The 21,402-nt window shown below is 24.2% G+C and carries 19 protein-coding genes and 1 tRNA gene; 7 read left to right on the top strand and 13 right to left on the bottom strand.

Annotated elements, in window-relative coordinates:
- Positions 1-6: 6 nt before the first annotated feature.
- The 3 genes from aroB to ftnA form a co-directional block, all read right to left on the bottom strand.
- Positions 7-1,095 (bottom strand): 3-dehydroquinate synthase, encoded by a 1,089-nt coding sequence (gene aroB / locus TGUWTKB_RS01650; RefSeq protein ID WP_041062926.1) that lies wholly within the window; start codon positions 1,093-1,095, stop codon positions 7-9.
- A 31-nt stretch (positions 1,096-1,126) separates the two neighbouring features.
- A complete protein-coding gene (aroK, locus tag TGUWTKB_RS01645) occupies positions 1,127-1,651 on the bottom strand; it encodes a shikimate kinase AroK (RefSeq protein ID WP_041062923.1) in 525 nt (174 codons plus the stop codon).
- Positions 1,652-2,146: 495 nt separating this feature from the next.
- Positions 2,147-2,647: a non-heme ferritin gene (ftnA, locus tag TGUWTKB_RS01640; RefSeq protein ID WP_041062920.1), complete on the bottom strand. Its 501-nt coding sequence runs from the start codon at positions 2,645-2,647 to the stop codon at positions 2,147-2,149.
- A gap of 114 nt (positions 2,648-2,761) precedes the next feature.
- Between ftnA and TGUWTKB_RS01635 the strand changes: the two genes are divergently transcribed.
- Positions 2,762-3,616: a Cof-type HAD-IIB family hydrolase gene (locus TGUWTKB_RS01635; protein ID WP_082018164.1), complete on the top strand. Its 855-nt coding sequence runs from the start codon at positions 2,762-2,764 to the stop codon at positions 3,614-3,616.
- A gap of 28 nt (positions 3,617-3,644) precedes the next feature.
- On the opposite strand, the gene folD is transcribed toward TGUWTKB_RS01635, so the two are convergent.
- The gene (folD, locus tag TGUWTKB_RS01630) at positions 3,645-4,505 is read right to left on the bottom strand and encodes a bifunctional methylenetetrahydrofolate dehydrogenase/methenyltetrahydrofolate cyclohydrolase FolD (protein WP_041062917.1); all 861 of its coding nucleotides are present in this window, start codon (positions 4,503-4,505) and stop codon (positions 3,645-3,647) included.
- Positions 4,506-4,643: 138 nt separating this feature from the next.
- Here folD and TGUWTKB_RS01625 point away from each other — a divergent pair.
- A tRNA-Arg gene (locus TGUWTKB_RS01625) sits at positions 4,644-4,717 on the top strand.
- A gap of 797 nt (positions 4,718-5,514) precedes the next feature.
- On the opposite strand, the gene argH is transcribed toward TGUWTKB_RS01625, so the two are convergent.
- The 4 genes from argH to argC are packed head-to-tail and all read right to left on the bottom strand — an operon-like array spanning position 5,515 to position 9,990.
- A complete protein-coding gene (argH, locus tag TGUWTKB_RS01620; RefSeq protein ID WP_041062914.1) occupies positions 5,515-6,885 on the bottom strand; it encodes an argininosuccinate lyase in 1,371 nt (456 codons plus the stop codon).
- A gap of 47 nt (positions 6,886-6,932) precedes the next feature.
- Positions 6,933-8,159: an argininosuccinate synthase gene (locus TGUWTKB_RS01615; protein ID WP_041062911.1), complete on the bottom strand. Its 1,227-nt coding sequence runs from the start codon at positions 8,157-8,159 to the stop codon at positions 6,933-6,935.
- A gap of 20 nt (positions 8,160-8,179) precedes the next feature.
- Positions 8,180-8,968, bottom strand: a complete 789-nt coding sequence (gene argB / locus TGUWTKB_RS01610) for an acetylglutamate kinase (RefSeq protein ID WP_041063577.1) — start codon at positions 8,966-8,968, stop codon at positions 8,180-8,182.
- A gap of 14 nt (positions 8,969-8,982) precedes the next feature.
- Complete coding sequence (argC, locus tag TGUWTKB_RS01605; RefSeq protein WP_041062908.1) at positions 8,983-9,990, bottom strand: N-acetyl-gamma-glutamyl-phosphate reductase; 1,008 nt, start codon at positions 9,988-9,990, stop codon at positions 8,983-8,985.
- A gap of 133 nt (positions 9,991-10,123) precedes the next feature.
- On the opposite strand from argC, the gene argE reads away from it, so the two are divergent.
- Entirely contained in the window at positions 10,124-11,266 is a 1,143-nt protein-coding gene (argE, locus tag TGUWTKB_RS01600; protein WP_041062905.1) for an acetylornithine deacetylase, read from the top strand.
- Between the two features lie 122 nt (positions 11,267-11,388).
- The gene (gene metC / locus TGUWTKB_RS01595) at positions 11,389-12,579 is read left to right on the top strand and encodes a cystathionine beta-lyase (RefSeq protein ID WP_041062902.1); all 1,191 of its coding nucleotides are present in this window, start codon (positions 11,389-11,391) and stop codon (positions 12,577-12,579) included.
- Between the two features lie 188 nt (positions 12,580-12,767).
- Here the strand turns inward: metC and TGUWTKB_RS01590 are convergent, their stop codons facing one another.
- From TGUWTKB_RS01590 to rfaE1, 3 genes are all read right to left on the bottom strand, one after another.
- Positions 12,768-13,490: a 1-acylglycerol-3-phosphate O-acyltransferase gene (locus TGUWTKB_RS01590; RefSeq protein ID WP_041062899.1), complete on the bottom strand. Its 723-nt coding sequence runs from the start codon at positions 13,488-13,490 to the stop codon at positions 12,768-12,770.
- 30 nt (positions 13,491-13,520) lie between these two features.
- A complete protein-coding gene (gene ribB / locus TGUWTKB_RS01585; protein WP_041062896.1) occupies positions 13,521-14,156 on the bottom strand; it encodes a 3,4-dihydroxy-2-butanone-4-phosphate synthase in 636 nt (211 codons plus the stop codon).
- 496 nt (positions 14,157-14,652) lie between these two features.
- A complete protein-coding gene (gene rfaE1 / locus TGUWTKB_RS01580; RefSeq protein WP_052459546.1) occupies positions 14,653-15,636 on the bottom strand; it encodes a D-glycero-beta-D-manno-heptose-7-phosphate kinase in 984 nt (327 codons plus the stop codon).
- A 443-nt stretch (positions 15,637-16,079) separates the two neighbouring features.
- Between rfaE1 and TGUWTKB_RS01570 the strand changes: the two genes are divergently transcribed.
- A complete protein-coding gene (locus TGUWTKB_RS01570; protein ID WP_041062890.1) occupies positions 16,080-17,318 on the top strand; it encodes a multifunctional CCA addition/repair protein in 1,239 nt (412 codons plus the stop codon).
- Between the two features lie 17 nt (positions 17,319-17,335).
- Here TGUWTKB_RS01570 and bioH read toward each other — a convergent pair whose 3' ends face one another.
- Positions 17,336-18,112, bottom strand: coding sequence for a pimeloyl-ACP methyl ester esterase BioH (gene bioH / locus TGUWTKB_RS01565; protein ID WP_041062887.1), 777 nt, complete (start codon positions 18,110-18,112; stop codon positions 17,336-17,338).
- A 130-nt stretch (positions 18,113-18,242) separates the two neighbouring features.
- Here bioH and TGUWTKB_RS01560 point away from each other — a divergent pair, with 130 nt between their 5' ends.
- Both TGUWTKB_RS01560 and gap read left to right on the top strand, forming a co-directional pair.
- The gene (locus TGUWTKB_RS01560; RefSeq protein WP_041062884.1) at positions 18,243-18,815 is read left to right on the top strand and encodes a NifU family protein; all 573 of its coding nucleotides are present in this window, start codon (positions 18,243-18,245) and stop codon (positions 18,813-18,815) included.
- 202 nt (positions 18,816-19,017) lie between these two features.
- Positions 19,018-20,016 carry a type I glyceraldehyde-3-phosphate dehydrogenase gene (gene gap / locus TGUWTKB_RS01555; RefSeq protein ID WP_041062881.1) on the top strand — a complete coding sequence of 333 codons (999 nt, stop codon included), beginning with the start codon at positions 19,018-19,020 and terminating at the stop codon, positions 20,014-20,016.
- 94 nt (positions 20,017-20,110) lie between these two features.
- On the opposite strand, the gene glyA is transcribed toward gap, so the two are convergent.
- Complete coding sequence (gene glyA / locus TGUWTKB_RS01550) at positions 20,111-21,370, bottom strand: serine hydroxymethyltransferase (protein WP_269763740.1); 1,260 nt, start codon at positions 21,368-21,370, stop codon at positions 20,111-20,113.
- Positions 21,371-21,402: the final 32 nt, after the last annotated feature.

The following is a 21,402-nucleotide window of genomic DNA, read 5'->3' as shown; positions in this document are numbered from 1 at the left end:
TAGTTATCATAACTCTTGGCTATTTTGAATAGCGTTTAATATACATGAATGATCAATATCAGAGTATATCTTTGCATGACCGATAGATGTTGGAAGGATTAATCTTAATTTTTCATTTATAACTTTTTTATCACGCATAATATATGGTATATATGTCGAAGATTGCATATTTTTTGGCGCGTAAATCGGTAAGTTTGTGAGCTGTAATAATTTAATAATACGTACAATATTACTTTCACAAAAATTGTTCATTATTTTAGCTATACGTGAAGCAATAATCATTCCTATAGCAACTGCTTCTCCGTGTAAACATTTACCATATCCAATGTGTGTTTCAATTGCATGAGCAAAAGTATGACCAAAATTTAATAAAGCACGTGAGTTTTTTTCTGTTTCGTCTTGATTTACTATTTTTGCTTTAATTTCGCAACAACGACGAATTAAATTAACCATAGTTAGTTTGTTAATTTTCATAATTTTATTAATATTTTTTTCAATCCATAAAAAAAAGTTTTGATCAAAAGTAATTCCATATTTAATAACTTCTGCCATACCTGATGAAAGTTCTCTAGCTGATAATAATTTTAAAAAATTAATATCAATAATTACTAAAATAGGTTGATGAAATGAACCTATCATGTTTTTTCCTAAATCATGATTAACCCCAGTTTTCCCGCCAATTGATGCATCTACTTGAGCAAGTAATGTAGTTGGTATCTGAATAAAATTTATGCCTCTTTGATAAATAGAAGCAGCAAATCCTGTAATGTCACCTATAACTCCACCACCTAAAGCTATTAATGTTGTATCACGTCCATAATTTTTTTGTATTAACGTTGTTAAGATTTGATTAATAGTTGATAAGTTTTTATATTTTTCTCCATCTGGTAAAATAATGTAATCTATTTTTTCGTTTACTTTCTTTAAGAAAAAAATAATTTTTTCTAAAAAAATAGGAGCTAAAGTTTTATTTGTAATGATCATTACTTTATCTCCTTTTTTTAGAGGCCAAAAATTTTTTAAATATTGAAATAATCCTTTTCCGATAATAATCGGATAGCTATTTTTCGTTAACTTAACAGTTATTGTCTCCATATTGTTGACCTATCGATTTGTAAATAAAAAATTAATTATTTTTTAACATATGAATGATTTGATTTACGACAAATCGAGCACTTTGATCGTTAGTTCTAATAGTAATATCGGCAATTTCTTGATAAAAAGGGTTTCTTTCATTAGCTAGTTTTTCTAGTACTTTTATAGGAGATATATCTGTTTTGTTTAAAAGAGGGCGTTTTTTATCACGTTGTGTTCTAATGATTTGTTTTTCAATTGTAGTTTCAAGATAAATAACAGTTCCCCTAGCTGCAAGATATTTACGTGTATTTTTTGATGTAACAGATCCGCCACCAGTTGCTAAAACTATTCCTTGCTTCAAGGTTAGTTCGTTGATAATTTTTTCTTCACGTTCACGAAAACCTATTTCACCTTCAACGTCAAAAACCCAGCTAATGTCAGCTCCAGTTCTTTTTTCAATTTCTTGATCAGAATCATAAAATTCTATATTAAGCTGTTGTGCTAATTGTCGACCTATCGTGCTTTTTCCTGCACCCATTGGGCCAATAAGAAATATATTGCGTTTTTCTAACATTTTATTAATTTATTAAAAATATATTAAAGTTTATTAATCTTTAATATTTATTTTATATAAAATAAAAATTTAATAAAATTTAAATTTTAAAAATTTTTATTCATTTGATTGTTGTTTATTTTTAAATAAAAACAAATTTATAATTTATTTTGATGAAAAATAAATTGTGAAATATATATAGTTTTTATATAATTTTAAATTATAGTCTTTTATTACATGTTTAATACGAGACAATTTTTTATTATGATAAAATTTCATTAATATTTTATATTATAAACTGGACTTTTAAAAAATTTTATTAATTTCTTTATAAAAGAAAAGGACTATATCATATTTTAAACATCTTGAACAATTTTTCTTCCTCATAAGATAAAAAAAAATTTTGTATATGTTATAGTTTTTTGTGCTAATTATTTTATGACAAAATATTCAATTAATATGATTATTTTAACTATATAAAAAACTATTATATTATTTTAAATAAAACATTTTATACTAAATTTCATTTTTTTTATATGAATATAAGTATTTATCAATAAAAAATAAATTTTTTTCATTATCGCCTATTAAATTTATTTTATCTAATATTTTTTGAAATAAATTTTCTTCTTCACGTTGTTCAGATATATACCATTGCAAAAAATTAAATGTAGAATAATCTTGATTATTCATTGATAAACAAGTAATCTCATTAATTTTTTTTGTAATATATTTTTCATGTTTTAATATTTTTTTAAATAATTCGTATAAAGAATTACAAGAAATTTTAGGTGAAGGTATACTATTAATAATAGGAGGTGTTTTAGTATTATTTAAATAATCAAAGATTTTATACATATGATTCATTTCTTCTAATGATTGTTTTTTTAAAAAAATACCCGTTCCTTCATAATTTTTATTATGAGCCCATGAACTCATTTGTAAATAAATATTTGCAGAAAAAAGTTCTAAATTTAATTGTTCATTTAAATGTACAAAAATGTTCTCTTTTAACATAAATATTCCCTATTACTTTGCTACATCATTAATTAATATATTATTTAATAAAAAACACAATATATTCATTTTTTACAAAGATAATGATTTTTTTTTCATATATTGATATCATATATGGTTTTTATTAAATTACAATTAATGTTATTATTAATAGGATTTTTTATCATGTATGAAGTAGTAGTATTTGATTTAGATGGTACTTTACTTTCACCTCAACACAGTTTAACACTTTTTTCAAAACAAGTAATTAGAAAAATTTATAAAAATCATCAAATAATTTTTGTTATTGCTACAGGACGTAATTATATTGATGTAGAAAACATTAAAAATAAAATAAATATTCCTATATATTCAATCACTTCTAATGGTGCAATGATACATAATACAAAAAATCAAATGCTCTTTAGAGCAAATCTAAAAAAAAATATTGCACGTGATCTTTTTACATTTTTATATAACAATAATAAAATATTTACTAATATTTATAAAAATGATAAGTGGTTTATTAATGATCATAATTTTTTAGAAAAAAAGTATTTCTGTGAATCACATTTTGACTATAAAATTTTTTCACCTGAAAAATTTTCATCAGACGGTATAACAAAAATTTTTTTTACTACTAACCATAAAAAAAAATTAATAATTTTGAAAAAAAAAATAAAAGATCGCTGGAAAAAAAAAATCAATATAACTTTTTCTCGCTCGAACTGTTTAGATATAACGGCAAAAAATATTTCTAAAGGAAATTCTTTAAAAATGTTATTAAACAAAGTACTAAAAATATCTTTAAAAAGATGTATTGCTTTTGGCGATGGTATGAACGATAAAGAAATGCTAAATATAGTTGGTAAAGGTTATATAATGGATAATGCCGATAAAAATTTAAAAAAAATTTTACCTCATATAGAAAAAATTGGTAGCAATTTTGAAGATGCGGTTGCTCAAACATTAAAAAAAATTTTTTATTAAATTATTAATTTTTTAATGTATAAACTTTTTATTTAAAATCATAATCAAAATTATAATATGCATACATAGTATTTTGCATTAATGTTGCAACTGTCATAGGACCTACTCCTCCTGGAACAGGAGTAATCCAAGAAGCTTTTTTTTTAGCGTCTTTAAAAACGACATCTCCAACAATATTCCCATTTTCTAATCGATTAATCCCTACATCTATTATAATAGCTCCAGGTTTAATCCATTCATCTGTTAAAAAATTTGGTTTACCAACTGCGACAACTATTACGTCAGCATTTTGTAAATAAAAAGATATATTTTTAGTAAAACGATGAACAATAGTTGTTGTACATCCTGCTAATAAAAATTCCATATTCATTGGACGTCCTACAATATTCGACGCACCTATTATTACAGCATTTAATCCATGTAAATTAATATTATTTTCTTTAAGTAATGTAATAATTCCAAAGGAAGTACAAGGCCGTAATTTTGGTGTACGTTGACAAAGACGACCAATGTTATATGGATGAAAACCATCTACATCTTTATTTGGCAGTATATTTTCTAATATAGAAAAATTAATTGTTTTAGGCAAAGGTAATTGGACTAAAATACCGTTAATTTTTTTTGCTTTATTTAATTTTTTTATAAGTTTTTTAAAACTATCTTCTGAAACATTTTTTTCAAGTTGATAACAATATGATATTATTCCTATTTCTTTACAAACTTGATGTTTTCTATTTACATAAATTTTAGAAGAAGGATTATCTCCAATAATTAGCACTGCTAACCTAGGAGGTTCTTTACCTACTTTTACTATTTCATTTATTCTTTTTTTAATTTTATCGCATATTTTTTTTGCGGTTTTTCTACCATCAAGAATTTTAGCTATCATTATAAATATAGTCCAGTTAGTAATTTCGCTATAAAATACTTATTTTTTTTAATATATTATAGTTAAAATTATTTTGTAATCAAAGTTATTGACTTAATCTATTCTATTTGTATAAAATGCAAAATTAAATAATTTTTTGCGCCCTTAGCTCAGTTGGAAAGAGCAGCGGCCTTCTAAGCCGTAGGTCACAGGTTCGAATCCTGTAGGGCGTACACTTGTAATAAAGTATAAAATATTTAATAAAATTTTATTATTTCATAAAAAATAATTATATCAGCACTACTATATATATAAATTTTATTTCAATTGCTGACATACTAAACACAAAATATCATACATCCCAAACACTTATATTTAATAAAAATTTTACTGTAAAGTTATTAGCCAATATCTAATTATATTTTGAAAATTATTTTTTTTAGAGAAAAATTTTAATATTTTTATTAAAAAGTATATATTATAATCACATATAAAAAATTTTCTAATGAATTTTTTTATCATTAAAAGATAAAAAAAAATATTTTTGTTATTGCCATATCATTTGTTTTATTTTATCTAGAAATCGTTTACATTATTAATATATAAAGTATTCATAGAAACTTGTTTTTGCATCATATATATTTATATTAAAAAATAGATTATCTTTTAATAGATACTAAGTTTAAAACTATATTAAAATAAAAAAATAATACAATTAAGATCATAGAAAAATTTGAAATCAAAATACATCATACAAGTTTTGCATTATTTATAAAATACTAATTCAAATTAGAAATAACTGCATCACTAATTCATAATAAATTATAAGAAAAATAGCTCAACTTTAAAAAATGTTAAAAACATAAAAATAGCTAGGATTTTTATGTTTTTAATTAACAGATTGATGGTAAGTTTTATTATAAACTTTATAAGTTTTTACTTTAAAAAAAAATTGTATATTTAATTTCAGTGAATATAAAAATATGCTTTACATATTAAAAAATATTTATATAAAACTTATAATTTTTTTCTAAATAGAATTTTTTGCATTTATAATAGCTTGTTTAGTTTGTTTAAACGATACCCCTCCTTTAACAGCTCTTTTATTAATGCAAGCTTGTAAAGATAAATTTTCATAAATATCTCTATCAAAATTATGATTAATATTTTTTAATTCTGATAATGATAAATCTTGCAAAGATACATTTTTGTTAATTGCTAATAAAACTACTTTTCCTGCAATATTATGAGCATCTTTAAAAGATATTTCTTTTTTTACTAAATAATCTACTAATTCAGTAGCATTTGCATAACTTTTTTCTGCAGATTCTTTACAATTCGATTCATTAATTTTAATATTATCAAACATAATAACCAAAATATCTAAACAATTATTCCAAGTATTAACAGCATCAAACAAACCTTCTTTATCTTCTTGTAAATCTTTATTATATGATAATGGTAATCCTTTTAATATTATTATCATAGAAATTAACGCTCCTTGAACACGTCCACATTTCCCTCTAATTAACTCTAAAACATCTGGATTTTTTTTTTGAGGCATTAATGAAGAACCGGAAGTTATTTTATCAGAAAAACTTATAAAACGTGCTTCAGATGTATTAAAAAAAATTAAATCTTCAGCCATTCTAGATAAATGTAACATCCCAATAGAAATATTTGAAAGTAATTCTAAAACATAATCTCGATCAGACACTGCGTCTAAACTATTGTTAGTTGCTTTTAAAAAACCTAATTTATGCGCTAATTTTTCACGATCAATATCGTATGTTGTTCCTGATAAAGCTCCACTGCCAAGTGGGCTAATATTTAGACGTTTTAATGTATCATTTAATCTATCTTTATCACGTTCTAACATTTCAAAATAAGCTAAACACCAATGTGCAAAAGTAATGGGTTGAGCACGTTGTAAATGAGTATACCCAGGCATAATGACATATTCATTGTTTTCTGCAATTTCAATTATTTTTCTTTCTAAATGAACAATTGATTTTATTAAAAAATTAATTTTATTTTTACACCATAATTTTAAATCTGTAGTAATTTGATCATTTCTACTGCGTCCAGTATGCAATTTTTTACCAACAACACCAACATTTTTTATTAATTGAGTTTCTACCCAACTGTGAATATCTTCCTCACTACTCCTTAATATTTCTTTTGGATTATTTTTAATAGTTTTTAGTAGATTTTTTAGTCCATCCTCAATGGTTTTTTGTTCTTCAATACTTAATATTTTTACTGTGAGCAATGCATGAGACCATGCAATAGAACTAATAATATCTTGTTCTACTAAGCAGTAATCAAAACATAGAGAATCGTTAAATTTTTTAAAATGTTTATCTGTTTTTTCTATAAATCTTCCACCCCATAATGTCATAAAAATACTCCATATTTTTTAATATAATAAGTTTTGAGATGAATAAATTATTTTTTTCTTAAAGAAGAAATTTTTTCTTTTTTTATTGTTCTTATACGTGAAGATAATGAAAAAAGTCGAATAAAACCAGTGGCATGACTTTGATCATAAACTTCATCTTTACCAAAAGTAGAAAATTCTTCAGAATATAAACTATTTTTTGATTTTTTTCTAATAGCTATCGCTTGTCCTTTATATAGTTTAATAATTACTTCTCCATTTACTTCTTTTGCTAATGAATCTGTTGCTGACTGTAAAGACTCTCTTAATGGAGTAAACCAACGTCCATCATATATAACATATGACATTTCTAACCCAATTTGTTGTTTCCATTTAAAACTTTCACGATCTAAAACCAATTGTTCAATAGAACGTAATGCAATATTCATAATTGTTCCTCCTGGAGTTTCATAACATCCTCGAGATTTCATACCAACTAATCTATTTTCTACTATATCTACGCGACCAATACCATGTTTTGCACCTAAAACGTTTAGTTTTTGTAAACATTGAAAAGGTGTTAAAGATTCTCCATTAATTGATTTGATACATCCTTTTTCAATTTTTATTAAAATATTCTCTGGTAAATCTGGTGCTTTACATGGATCTGTTGTCCAAACCCAACAATCATCGTTTGGGGAATTCCATAAATTTTCTAGATCTCCTCCTTCTGTTGAAATATGCCAAGCGTTTTCATCTCTACTATAAATTTTTTCTATAGAAACTGTAGTTTTAATGTTTTTGTTTTTTAAATATTGTAAAAGAGATTCTCGAGAACGTAAATTCCATATTCTCCAAGGTGCAATGACGTTTAAATGAGGTGCTAATGAAGTATAAACAGTTTCAAAACGTACTTGATCGTTTCCTTTACCTGTTGCTCCATGAGATAAAGTATCAGCATTGATTTGAATTGCTAACTCTACTTGTGCTTTAGCAATAATTGGACGAGCTACGGCTGTTCCTAATAAATAATTTCCTTCATATATAGCCCCAGTTTTTAAAAAAGGATATATATAATCTTGAACAAATTCTTCACGTAAATCAACAACATAACATTTAGATGCTCCAGATTTTAAAGCTTTTTCTTCAATATTTTCTAAACTTTCACGGTCTTGACCAATATCAGCTACAAAAGCAATTACTTCACAACTTTCATAATTTTCTTTTAACCAAGGTATGATTACTGAAGTATCTAATCCTCCAGAAAAAGCTAAAACAATTTTTTTTACTTTCATAACAGTTCCTTATAATAAAATTAAACCAGTATTTTTGTACCTATAAATTTTTTATCAGAAAATATTGATAAATTTTTTATGTAACGCCAACCAGCAATACCCACTATAAGTCCCTTATTTTTTAATAAATTTGCTGCATGAAAAGCAGCATTGACCTTAACTACCATGCCATTTTTAATTATTTTTCTGTTAATTAAATCATTAGCTTGATCTAAAGTTAATTGGCATATAGGTTTATTTTTTGCATCTAGTACACTTTCTGCATCTGAAAGAAAAATTAAATTTGTATTTAATGTTAAAGCTATAGCAGTAGCTGCTTCATCTGCATTAACATTAATTAGTTCTCCTTTATAATTAATACCAATAGAACTAATAATCGGTGTATAATCATTTTTTAATAACATATTTAAAAAATTTGGAGAATAAGGTGACGCATTTCCTACATATCCTAAGCTATTATTAGTACGTTTTATTTTTACTGTATTTCCATCACTTAAACAAAGTCCAATACCATTAATATTATTTTTTTTAGCAGATGCTAATAAAATTTTGTTAGCAGTTCCTGATAAAGCTCCAACAATTAAGTTAATTTGATTTTTTGGAGTAATACGAATTCCATTCTTTTTTTCTATAGGAAATTTTAATTTTTTAATTAGATTATCTACTAAACACCCTCCACCATGTACTATAATAATAGAAAAAGAAGGATCAGAACAATAATGTACAAGTTCTTGAAATATGTTGGAAAGAACATCTTTATTATCTAATAATGTTCCTCCAATTTTTATTATAAATTTATTTTTTATCATTATGTTAAAATTTTTTATAAAATTGATTCTGTTTCTAAAAATCCAAATCGGATATTTAAACATTGTATAGCTTGAGTTGCCGCCCCTTTTAATAAATTGTCTTCAGCAGCAATAATAATTAAATATTTACCTTTTATTGAAAAACCTATATCAATAAATGGCAAATTTATTACAGATTTTAATGCCGGTGTTTTTTTGTTATCATATATACGAATTAATGGTTCATTTGAATAAAACTTTTTGAATATTGTTAATATATCTTCATACAACATATCTGATTTTACTTTGCAAGTAATTGTAGATAAAATACCTCTTGAAAAATTACCAATATGTGGTGTAAAAATTATTGGGATACCAAGATAATAAGAAATTTCTGGTTCATGACGATGTTTAAAAAGGTTATAAGCATTTAAGCTTACTTCACAAAAATTGTTATTTAATATATTTTTTCTTCCTGCCCCACTTATACCACTAATTGCATTGATAACAGGATAATATTTTTTATCAAGATATTTAGACTCAATCAATGGTTTAAGCGATAAAAGTGCAGCTGTAGGATAACAACCTGGCACTGCAATTAATTGCGCTTTAGATATATTTTTTTTATTCCATTCTGCCAATCCATAAGTTGATTTTTTTAACAAATCAGTATAGTTATGCACAAAACCGTAATATTTTTTATAAAAATTTACATTGTTAATTCTAAAAGCACCGGATAGATCTAAAACTACACATTTCTTTTTTATAAAGAAATGAACAAGATTATGACTAGTTACAGGATCAGTAGCTAAAAAAACAACATCAATTTTTTTGTTTGTTTTCATTGCTTGATCTAATGATTTTAACTTTAAATTTATTATTTTTTTCATTTGTGGATATAATTCATCAATAGATTTTCCTAAATCTTGACTATTTGATGATACTACTAAATCTAATATTTTAACATATGAATGTTTATTTAAATAATAAACTAATTCTATTCCAGCATAACCACTAGCGCCTATAATTAATGTATTAAGCATCAATTTCATACCTTTATTTAAAATTATTAGTATTTATATTCTTTTAAATTTTTAATATAAAATATCGTAATATTTTATATTAAAAAAAAATAATTTAAATTATCTCATAACTTTTAAAAAATATGTGATTCCCATGAAAAAATTACCAAAATTTATTGAAATGCTTCGTCAATTAATTGCTATACCATCAATTAGTTCAACAGATAAAAAATTTGATATAAGTAATAAAAAAATGATAGATTTGTTATCTGAATGGTTTGAAAGCGTTGGTTTTTCAATTGAAATACAAGTAGTCTCTGAAGAACATAAAAAATTTAACATGATAGCATATAAAGGAAACAAAAAAGGAGGTTTATTACTATCAGGTCATACTGATACTGTTTCTTTTAATGAAAAATTTTGGAAATTTAATCCTTTTAAATTAACTGAAAAAAATCATAATTTATATGGATTAGGTGTTGTAGATATGAAAATATTTTTTGTTATAATTCTTAGTATACTTAGTAAAATAAATTTAAAAAAAATTAAACATCCATTATATATACTTGCTACTAGTGATGAAGAAACTACAATGTTTGGTATTAAACATTTTGTTAAAAATAAAAAATTTTTTCCAAAATACGCTATAATTGGAGAACCTACTTCTCTAAATATTATTAGAGGTCATAAAGGTTATTTTTCTGCTATTATTCAAGTTTTTGGAAAATCTGCACATTCTAGTAATCCTGCAAAAGGAATAAATGCAATTGAAATAATGCAAAAAATTATTGATTTATTAAAAATTTTACGTGAAAATTTAACAAACAAATATAAAAATATAAATTTTAATGTTCCTTATCCTACTATCAATATAGGAAAAATTCATGGAGGTGATTCCACTAATAAAGTTTGTGATTTTTGTGAATTACATATAGATATTCGTCCTACTCCAAATATATCAATAGATAATATCTATTATGAATTAAATTCAATGTTTTCTATAAACAAAAAAATTCTTAAATATACAAAAATTAAAGAATTATATCCATGTATTCCTAGTTATGAATGTAAAAAGGATAATTTTTTAGTAAAAAAAGTAGAAAGTTTAATTCAAAAACCATCAAGTTTTGTTAATTACTGTACAGAAGCATCTTTTCTTCAAAAATGTTGTCCAGTAATAGTGTTAGGTCCAGGTTCAATTGAACAAGCACATAAAGCAGATGAGTTTATTAGTATAAATGATACATGTAAAGGTATAAATTTTTTTAAAAAAATTATAAAATATTTTTGTTTATAATTTTTTTATTTTATAGATTTATTTAAAATAAAAAAATATAATTTATTTTCAGTGATTTTTTTTTTACAACGTTATAGTACAATTGATATTTAACATACATTTTATAAAAAGGTAAAATTCATATGACTACTAACAAAATGAACACGACTTTAGTAACAGCAGGACGCAAAAAACGTTATACACAAGGAGGAGTAAACACTATTATTCAACGTGCTTCTTCTCTGATTTTTGAGACAATAGAACATAAAAAATATGCAACAGCTCACCGCCATCAAAAAGAATTATTTTATGGTCGTCGAGGAACTTTAACTCACTTTTCTTTACAAGAAGCTATGAGTGAAATAGAGAACGGTGCCGGTTGTAGTTTATATCCATGTGGAGTTGCAGCAATTAGCACTTCTATTCTTGCTTTTGTTCAGTCTGGAGATCATGTTTTAATAAGTGGTTCAGTCTATGAAGCAACAAGATTTTTTTGTGAACAAGTTTTAAACAGATTTAATGTTAATGTTACTTTTTTTGATCATTCTATGGGTGTTGATGTTGTTTCTCTTTTACAACAAAACACAAAAGTTATTTTTTTTGAATCTCCAGGTTCTTTAACAATGGAAGTTCAAGATATTCCTAATATTATTAAAAAAATACGTGATAAAAATAAAGAAATAGTTGTTATAACTGATAACACTTGGTCAGCAGGAATTTTTTTTAATGCTTTAGAAAAAGATGTAGATATTTCTGTCCAATCCGGTACTAAATACCTTGCAGGTCATAGCGATATTATGATGGGTACTAGTGTTGCTAATAAACGCTGTTGGGATCAATTACGTGAATATTCTTATTTACTAGGGCAAACAATAGATTCAGATACAGCATATATAATTAGCCGAGGCTTGCGTACATTAGGAGCACGTTTGAATCAACATCAAGAAAGTGCTTTAATTATAGCTAAATGGCTACAAGATAGACCTGAAGTTGAATGTGTAAACCATCCAGCTTTAAAAGGATCACCTGGTCATAATTTTTGGAAACGCGATTTTACTGGAAGCAGTGGTTTATTTTCATTTTTTTTAAAAACAGTGCTTACTGAAGAACAATTATCTAATTACTTAAATTCTTTTAAATTATTTAAAATGGCTTATTCATGGGGAGGGTATGAATCATTGATTATTCCTAATCAACCTAATGATTTAAAAAAGATACGTCCAAAAGAAACAGTTTATTTCGATGGTACATTAATTAGATTACATATTGGGTTAGAACATGTTCAAGACTTAATAAACGATTTATCTGCTGGATTCGATCGATTAAAAATTTAAAAATTTTTATAAAAAGTAGTGATATATAATTAAAAATTTTATATTAAAGATGTGATAGAAATTAAAATAATTATATTATAATAAATTAATGTTTACATATTGTTTTAATGTTTTCATATGTTTATAAAACAATGTTGTTTAGGCTAAATATTTTTAGTTATAAAATATATCCTATTAAAATAATTATTCTATAATTTTTTTATTTCTATTGCTTCTTTATTGATTTTTTCTAATGCTGAAGCCATTAATTTATGACAAAAATATGCTAGTTGACGTTCTGATTGAATATTCATTTGTTTATAATAAATTGGTTTTAATACTTTAACTATTATTGTTCCATTGTTTAATTTATTTAATCTAATTTTGTTAGTATTCGAAATAACAATTGGAATAATAGGTACATTAGCTTTAATTGCAGCATAAAAAGCACCGGTTTTAAAAGGCAACAATTTGCTACTATAGCTTCTTTTTCCTTCTGGAAAAATCCAGAAAGATACATGTTTCTTTTTTAAAGCAGTAATTACTTGATTAGAAATAACATGATAAGATTTAATAAAGTTTTTTCGATCAATGAAAATATTTCCCGTTAACCAATATAATTGGCCAAACAGTGGAATCCATTTTAAACTTTTTTTTCCAATGGTTAATGTTCTTTTTTGAACAATTTTAGCTGCAATAATTAAATCATAATTATTTTGATGATTTGAAATATAAATTGCATTTTTTTTAAAAAAATAATGTTGTTTTAACTTAATTGTTAATCCTAAAACATGTGTTAAAATACCAAATATCTTACCGAAAATTATAATATTTTTAGGATTTTTTGGTGAAAACAAACACCAAATGCTTCCAAAAAAACACACTATAATAAAGAAAACTGCTGAAAATAATACGCGCAATATTAAAATCATTTCTGTAAAAAAACGCTAATAATAAAAACATTACCACTTATTATACATCATTAAATCTTTTACAGTTATAATAGACATATTGTTTTTTTTTGCAAAAATAATTATTTCTTTTAATTTAGCCATTGAACCATCATCATTTGTTAACTCGCATAATATACCTACTGGTTTTAATTTAGCTAATTTTAATATTTCAATTGTAGCTTCAGTGTGTCCTCTTCTACTTAATAAACCACCTGAATTAGCGCATAAAGGAAAAACATGACCTGGTCTATTTAAATCGCTTGGTTTTGCATTATCTGCAATTGCAGCGTGAACAGTAGTTAATCTATCATGAGCAGAAACTCCAGTAGTAATACCTTTAGCTGCTTCAATAGTAATAGTAAATTGAGTTTTGAAAAAACTAGTGTTTTTTTTAACCATCATTGGTAGTTTTAATTTTTTACGATGTTTTTCTGTTATACACAAACATACTATTCCGCTTCCATGTCTAATAGTTAAAGCCATTTGTTCTATAGTTATATTTTCAGCAGAAAAAACTATATCTCCTTCATTTTCTCTATTTTCATCATCAAGAATAATGATACCTTTTTTTTTTTTAAGTGAAATTATTGCGTTTTTAACACGTTGTTTGAATGTACCAAATTCAAGTAAAAGAGTATTCTTCATATATAGATCTCATTAAATTTTTATAAATCTAAAAATACACATTATTAACATGATACTTATATAAAATATTAGTTAATTAAAATATACATTTATAAAATTATAAAACAATTATAAATTCAATAATTAATATGTTTAGTGAAAAATAAATTTTAAAACATGCAAAATATATTATTTAATATATTATAAGTTCTATGCATATATTTATATATAATATTCACTATTTTATCTAAAATATTCAGTACGCTACTATTCATACAAAAACAATAATATTGTTATATTAAATTTTAAAAATATTATTTATAAATAAAATAAATCAATTAACTAATATTCACTCAATTTTTTCGCTATACTAATATAATTAGTTTTTATTTCTAGGATTTTTTATAAAAAAAATTAAAAAATATCTAAATTTAAAATATTGTTTAAGAAAAATAGAAATTTAATTTATCAAAAACAAAATAATAATCAATTTTTGTCTATCATTTTTATTTTATAATTAAAAATATGTAGAAAAATTGTCGTTACTTTTTTGATACAAATTTATTGCTTCTTGTAATTCAACAAGAGTTATAGTAGATGTTTTTACTTTATTAACAACTATACCAGCAGCTATATTAGAGAAAAAACATGCTTCTTCTAACGAAGATCCTGTTGCTAATATCGCTGCAATAACACTAATTACAGTATCACCTGCACCAGTTACATCAAGAACCTCTTGCGTTTGTGCTGGATAGTACACAGGCATTTTATGTTTTTGTAGCAAAGTCATTCCAGATTCTGCTCTTGTTATAAGTAATGCTGAAAGTTTACAATTAAAAATGATTTCCATGCCACGATTTATTAGTTCTTTTTCTGTTTTACATTTACCAGATACAATTTCAAATTCAAATAAATTAGGTGTTAAAATAGTTGCTCCACAATATTTATTAAAATCGTTTCCTTTTGGATCAATTAATATTGGAACATTCATTATCTTGGCAATTTTTATAATTTCTTGAACATTTAAGAGAGTTCCTTTATCATAATCTGACAAAATTAAAACATCAGTTTTTTTTAGAATTTTTATCAATTTTTTATTTATTAACTGTAAATTATTTGTATTTTCAAATTTTTTTTCAAAATCTACACGAATTAATTGTTTGTCATTTGCAATGATACGTAATTTTTTAATAGTAGAATTACTTTTAATATTAATATAGTCAAAAAAAACATTATTTTTTAAAAGCTTACTTTTTAAAATTTCTCCTGAATCGTCATCACCAATAATTCCTATAAGATGTGATTTAGCGTTTAAAGAAGCAATATTCATTGCAACATTTGCAGCTCCTCCAGGTCTTTCTTCTACATTTTTTATTTTTACTATAGATGAAGCTGTTTCTGATGATTTATTTTTTATATTTCCAGACCAATAAAGATCTAATATTATATCACCAATAGTTATAATTCTAATGTTATGAAATGAAGGTAATTTAATAGGCATTTTATATACTTTAAAGATTATATTTATTATTTATATAACATTTTTGTAAAAATTTTAAAAAACTTAGAAATTATTCTTAAGAACAAATATAAAAAAAAATAAATAAATTTTTCAATAGCATGTAAATTATTTCTTATATACAAAAAAAATAAAGTGTTTGATTTTTATAGTATAAAATACAATTTATTAAAACTTATAATTCATATAGTTATTTTTTTATTTATTCTTAAAACATTATCGTTATTTAATAATTTTTACATTAAATATTATTTATTTTTAATAAATATTTATATAAAAACATTTATTTTACTTGATTATACCAAAAAAAAATTGTTATAAGATGTGTATCAAATTGTTTATTTATATTTAAATAAAATTAATTTATTAATATGTATTATTAATAATATAGATATAAAAAACTTTGTTTTTGGAATATAAAAATAATGAAAGTTTTTTTAGTTGGTGGTGCAGTAAGAGATATGCTTCTCAAACAACCAATAAAAGATAAAGATTGGGTAGTAATTGGTAGTACATCAGAAATTATGTTATCAAAGGGATATCAAAAAGTTGGTAGTGATTTTCCAGTTTTTTTACATCCTAAAACAGGAGAAGAGTACGCTTTAGCAAGAACTGAAAAAAAATCGGGGCAAGGATATAATGGTTTTATTACTTTTGCTCATCCTGAAGTAACATTAAAAGAAGATTTACAACGTAGAGATTTAACAATTAATGCTATTGCATATGACGATGTTAATCATAAATTAATTGATCCTTTTAATGGTCAACAGGACATTAAAAATCGTGTTTTGAGACATGTTTCTCACGCATTTATTGAAGATCCTTTGCGTGTTTTACGTGTAGCAAGGTTTGCAGCACATTTTTTTCATCTGAACTTTAAAATATCTCATGAAACGATCTTATTAATGTATAAAATTACAAAAAATGGAGAATTGCAATACTTAAAACCTGAAAGAATATGGAAAGAAACTGAAAAAGCTCTCAAAACATTGAATCCACAAGTTTATTTTGAAGTATTACGTCAATGTAATGCATTAAAAGTGTTATTTCCAGAAATTGATAATTTATATAATATTTCTTTAAATCAATATACTTCTAAAAATCTTGCAAATCATACGTTAATGACATTAAAAAATGTGTCAAATATTTCTAATAGAATTGATATAAGGTTTGCAACTTTATGTCATAATTTTGGAGAAAAGAAAACAATTATCTTTAATAAATTTAAAACATTTAATAACAAAACTACTAATATATTTATTGTAAAAAAATTTTGTCACCGTTTACATGTACCTAACGAGCTTCGTGATTTAGCATTAATAGTAATAAAATACTATGAAATGATTCATGCTATTAAAAGACAATCCATTTATAGCATAATATCTTTTTTTAATAACATTGATGCTTGGAGAAAACCACATAGAATAAGTGCTTTAGAAATTATTTGTTCAGCAGACGCAAAAGGAAGGACATTGTATATAAATAATACAGAATATAAACAAGGAAAGTATATAAAATATTTATTTGAAGTAGCAAAATCAATTTCCAATAAAGATGTTATAAGAGATGGTTTTAATGGTAAAGAAATTAAAAAAGAATTAATGCGTAGAAGAACGATTGCATTAATACAAAAAAAAGAAAAGCAATTAATGAAATTTATATAAATTAATTTCACATAAACTTACATTAAAATTAAATTAGAAAAATCAACTAAATGCTTACAAAACAATTGAGGATTAGAGATAAATGGAGCATGAGCTGCACTTTTGATTATAATTGATTGAGTATTCATACAATTCTTATCTAAGATATTACTTATTCGATAAGGAACAAGTACATCTAGTGCACCATATATTTTTAAAGACGGAACTTTTATAGTATTAATTTTTTTTCTTAAATCACTTTTTTTAATAATATTTAATCCATTGCTTAATGTTTTTATACTTGGTATAGAATTCTTAACTAAAGTTTTTTCTAAAATATTCATATCTTTATATAAAATATTTGTATTGAATGTTTGTATTTTTAAAAAATTTTTAAGAGTTTTTATAAAATTTTCAGTAAGTTGTTTTAAAAAATCATTTAATAGCTTTTTTTTAATTCCTGGCCAATTTTTTTTTTCAATAAAACAAGGAGAAGACGATACTATAATCATTCCATAAAATCTATTAGGAAAATTTAATGTTAATTGTGTAGCTATCAAACCTCCTAAAGACCACCCCAAAATAATAGATTTTTTTGGCAAAAAAGGTATTATATAATTCATTATTTCATTTAAATTTTTAGCTAAACATTCTTTACTACGACCGTAACCCGGTAAATCAATTAAATGTAATTTAAAATGATTATTTAATAAGGGAACAATGTTTCTCCAAACTTTGGAGTTTAAAGCCCATCCATGTAATAAAACAAGATCTAGTGATCCTTTTCCAATAATTTTCCAATATAATGGTTGCATGATTTTAAAATCCTTTAATAAAAATTTTTAAATATGTATATAATATTTTAATTATTTTTGAACGTTTTTTAAAAAAATAATATTTAATTATCAATAATATAAAATAATCTTTTTAAGAAGTTAAAAATATATGATTACTATTACAAAAAATGCTCAAGAATATCTTTTCAACTTATTGCTTAAAAAAGAAAAAGGTACTCAAATTCGTGTATTTGTTTTTAATCCAGGTAGTGAAAATGCAGAATGTGGCATTTCTTATTGTCCACCTAAAAAAATCAAAATAACAGATTATGTTTTACGATTTAAAAAATTTTTTGTATACATTGATCAAGAAAGCTTGCCTTACCTTAAAAAATCAAAAATAAATATTATTGAGGATCAATTAAGTTCAACTTTAACTCTTGATGCTCCTTACGCAAAAATTCTACAATATCCTAGAAATTCAACATTAAAAGAAAAAATTCAATACTTTATTCAATTAAAAATAAACCCAAAACTTGAAAGTCACGGTGGTAGTATTAATCTTATAGATATAAAAAATAATTATGCTATTTTAGAGTTTAAAGGGGGTTGTAGCGGTTGTTCTATGGCAGAAATAACTTTTAAAGAAAATATTGAAAAACAATTAAAAAAAGAATTTAAAGAACTACAAGGAGTTCTTGACAAAACTGAACATATTCATGGAAAACATTCTTATTATTAATTTTAAAAAATAATTGTTTGTAACAAGTGTTATATTACAAACATATTAAACATCAAAAACATTATTTTTTTATTAATTTATTATAAAATATTTTAATTTTTATAATATATATACAAATATACATAATATTATAGTAACATTCAGCTAAAAATGCTACAAAGAATTATAAATTTTAATCAATTTTAACTGTTGGTAGAAAAAAATGAGTATTAAAGTAGGTATAAACGGTTTTGGAAGAATCGGACGAATTATTTTTCGTATAGCTCAAAAACATCCTACAATAGAAATTGTAGCTATTAACGATTTAATGGATATTAATTATATTGCTTATATATTGAAACATGATTCAACGCATGGTTTATTTAAAGGAACAATAAACATAAAAAATAACATACTTATAGTAAATGGTAAAAATATTCGTATTACCTCAGAAAAGAATCCAAAAAATTTAAAATGGAATGAAGTTAACGCAGAGATAGTAGCAGAAGCTACTGGAATATTCTTAACAGAAGAGACTGCAAATCAACATATAATAGCAGGGGCAAAAAAAGTAGTTATAACTGGCCCATCTAAAGATCATGTTCCCATGTTTGTGCGTGGAGCAAATTTTCATACATATGCTAATCAAAAAATTGTTTCTAATGCTTCTTGTACAACTAATTGTTTAGCTCCATTAGCAAAAGTTATTCATAGTAACTTTGAAATTATTGAAGGGTTAATGACAACAGTGCATTCTGTAACAGCTACACAAAAAACCGTTGATAGCTTTTCAAATAAAGATTGGAGAGGGGGCAGAGGAGCTTTCCAAAATATTATACCTTCTTCTACAGGAGCTGCAAAAGCAGTCGGTAAAGTATTACCAGAATTAAACGGAAAACTAACAGGTATATCTTTTCGTGTACCTACACCAAATGTATCTGTAGTAGATTTAACTGTTAGAATAAAAAAATCAGCAAGTTATATAGAGATTTGTGAAGTGATTAAAAATGCTTCAAAAAATGAGTTACATAATATTTTAGGATATACAGAAGATGAAGTAGTATCTAGTGATTTTAATGGAGAAACTTTAACTTCTGTTTTTGATGCAAAAGCTAGTATCGCATTAAATAAAAATTTTATAAAACTTATTACTTGGTATGATAATGAAACTGGTTATTCGAGTAAAGTTCTTGATTTAATTTCTTTAATTGCTAAAAAATAATGTTTTTAACAATTATATTTGTTATATATAACGATTTTTCCTTCATTCTTTAAGTACATTTTATCAAAGGATGAAGGAAAGAATTTGTTTTAATTTATTGATAAACAGGAAATGATAGACATAATTCAATTACTTGATTTTTAAGATCATTCGCAACTTTTTTGTTATTGATATTTTTTAATATTTGTATTATCCATTCTGTTACCATCACAGATTCTTTTTCTTTAAAACCTCTACGTGTAATAGCAGGTGTACCAATGCGAATACCAGAAGTAACAAATGGACTTTTTGAATCGTTTGGTACACTATTTTTGTTAACAGTAATATTTGCAAGACTTAACATAAAATCTGCTTCTTTTCCAGTAATCTTGTTTTTAGTTAAATTTAATAAAAAAAGATGATTATGAGTACTACCTGAAACAATATCATAACCATTTTTTATAAATGTAGAAACCATTTCTTTTGCATTTTTAATAACTTGTATTTGATATTTTTTAAAATCTAATGTCATCGCTTCTTTAAAAGCAATAGCTTTTGCTGCAATAACATGCATGAAAGGACCACCTTGACCACCTGGAAAAACAGATGCATCTATTTTTTTGTATAAATCTTCACTACCTTTTTTTGCAAGTATTAAACCACCTCGAGGACCTGCTAAAGTTTTATGTGTTGTAGTGGTAACTACATGAGCATAATGAATAGGATTTGGATATACATTAGCAGCGACTAAACCTGCTACATGTGCCATATCTGCTATAAACCATGCGTTAACAGTGTCTGCAATTTCACGTATCTTTTTCCAATCACAAATACCAGAATATGCAGAAAAACCTCCAATAATCATTTTAGGGCGATATTTATCTGCTAAATTAAATAAATTTTCATAATCAATTTCTCCGTTTTCTTTAATTTTATATGAAATTACTTTATATAACTTACCTGAAAAATTAACTGAAGATCCATGTGTTAAATGCCCTCCATGTTTTAAATCTAAACCCATAATAGTATCACCTGGTGTTAACAAAGCAGTATAAACAGCAAAATTTGCTTGAGAACCAGAATGTGGTTGAACATTTGCATAATCTGCATTAAATAAAAATTTTGCACGATTAATAGCAATTTTTTCTATTTCATCTATATATTCACATCCACCATAATAACGTTTACCAGGGTATCCTTCTGCATATTTATTAGTTAATTGAGAACCTTGTGCTTCCATGACTGATAAACTCGCATAGTTTTCTGATGCTATTAATTCAATATGTTCTTCTTGTCTGTTTTTTTCTTTTTCTATAAATTTCCACAAATCAGGATCAAAATCTAAAATATTTGTTTTTTTAATTAGCATTTTTATTTCTCATCTTAATTTAATATTCAATTATAGTA

The sequence above is a fragment of the Candidatus Tachikawaea gelatinosa genome, assembly GCF_000828815.1.
GTDB classification, from domain to species: Bacteria; Pseudomonadota; Gammaproteobacteria; order Enterobacterales; family Enterobacteriaceae; genus Tachikawaea; species Tachikawaea gelatinosa.
This window is presented reverse-complemented; position numbering and strand designations above follow the sequence as displayed.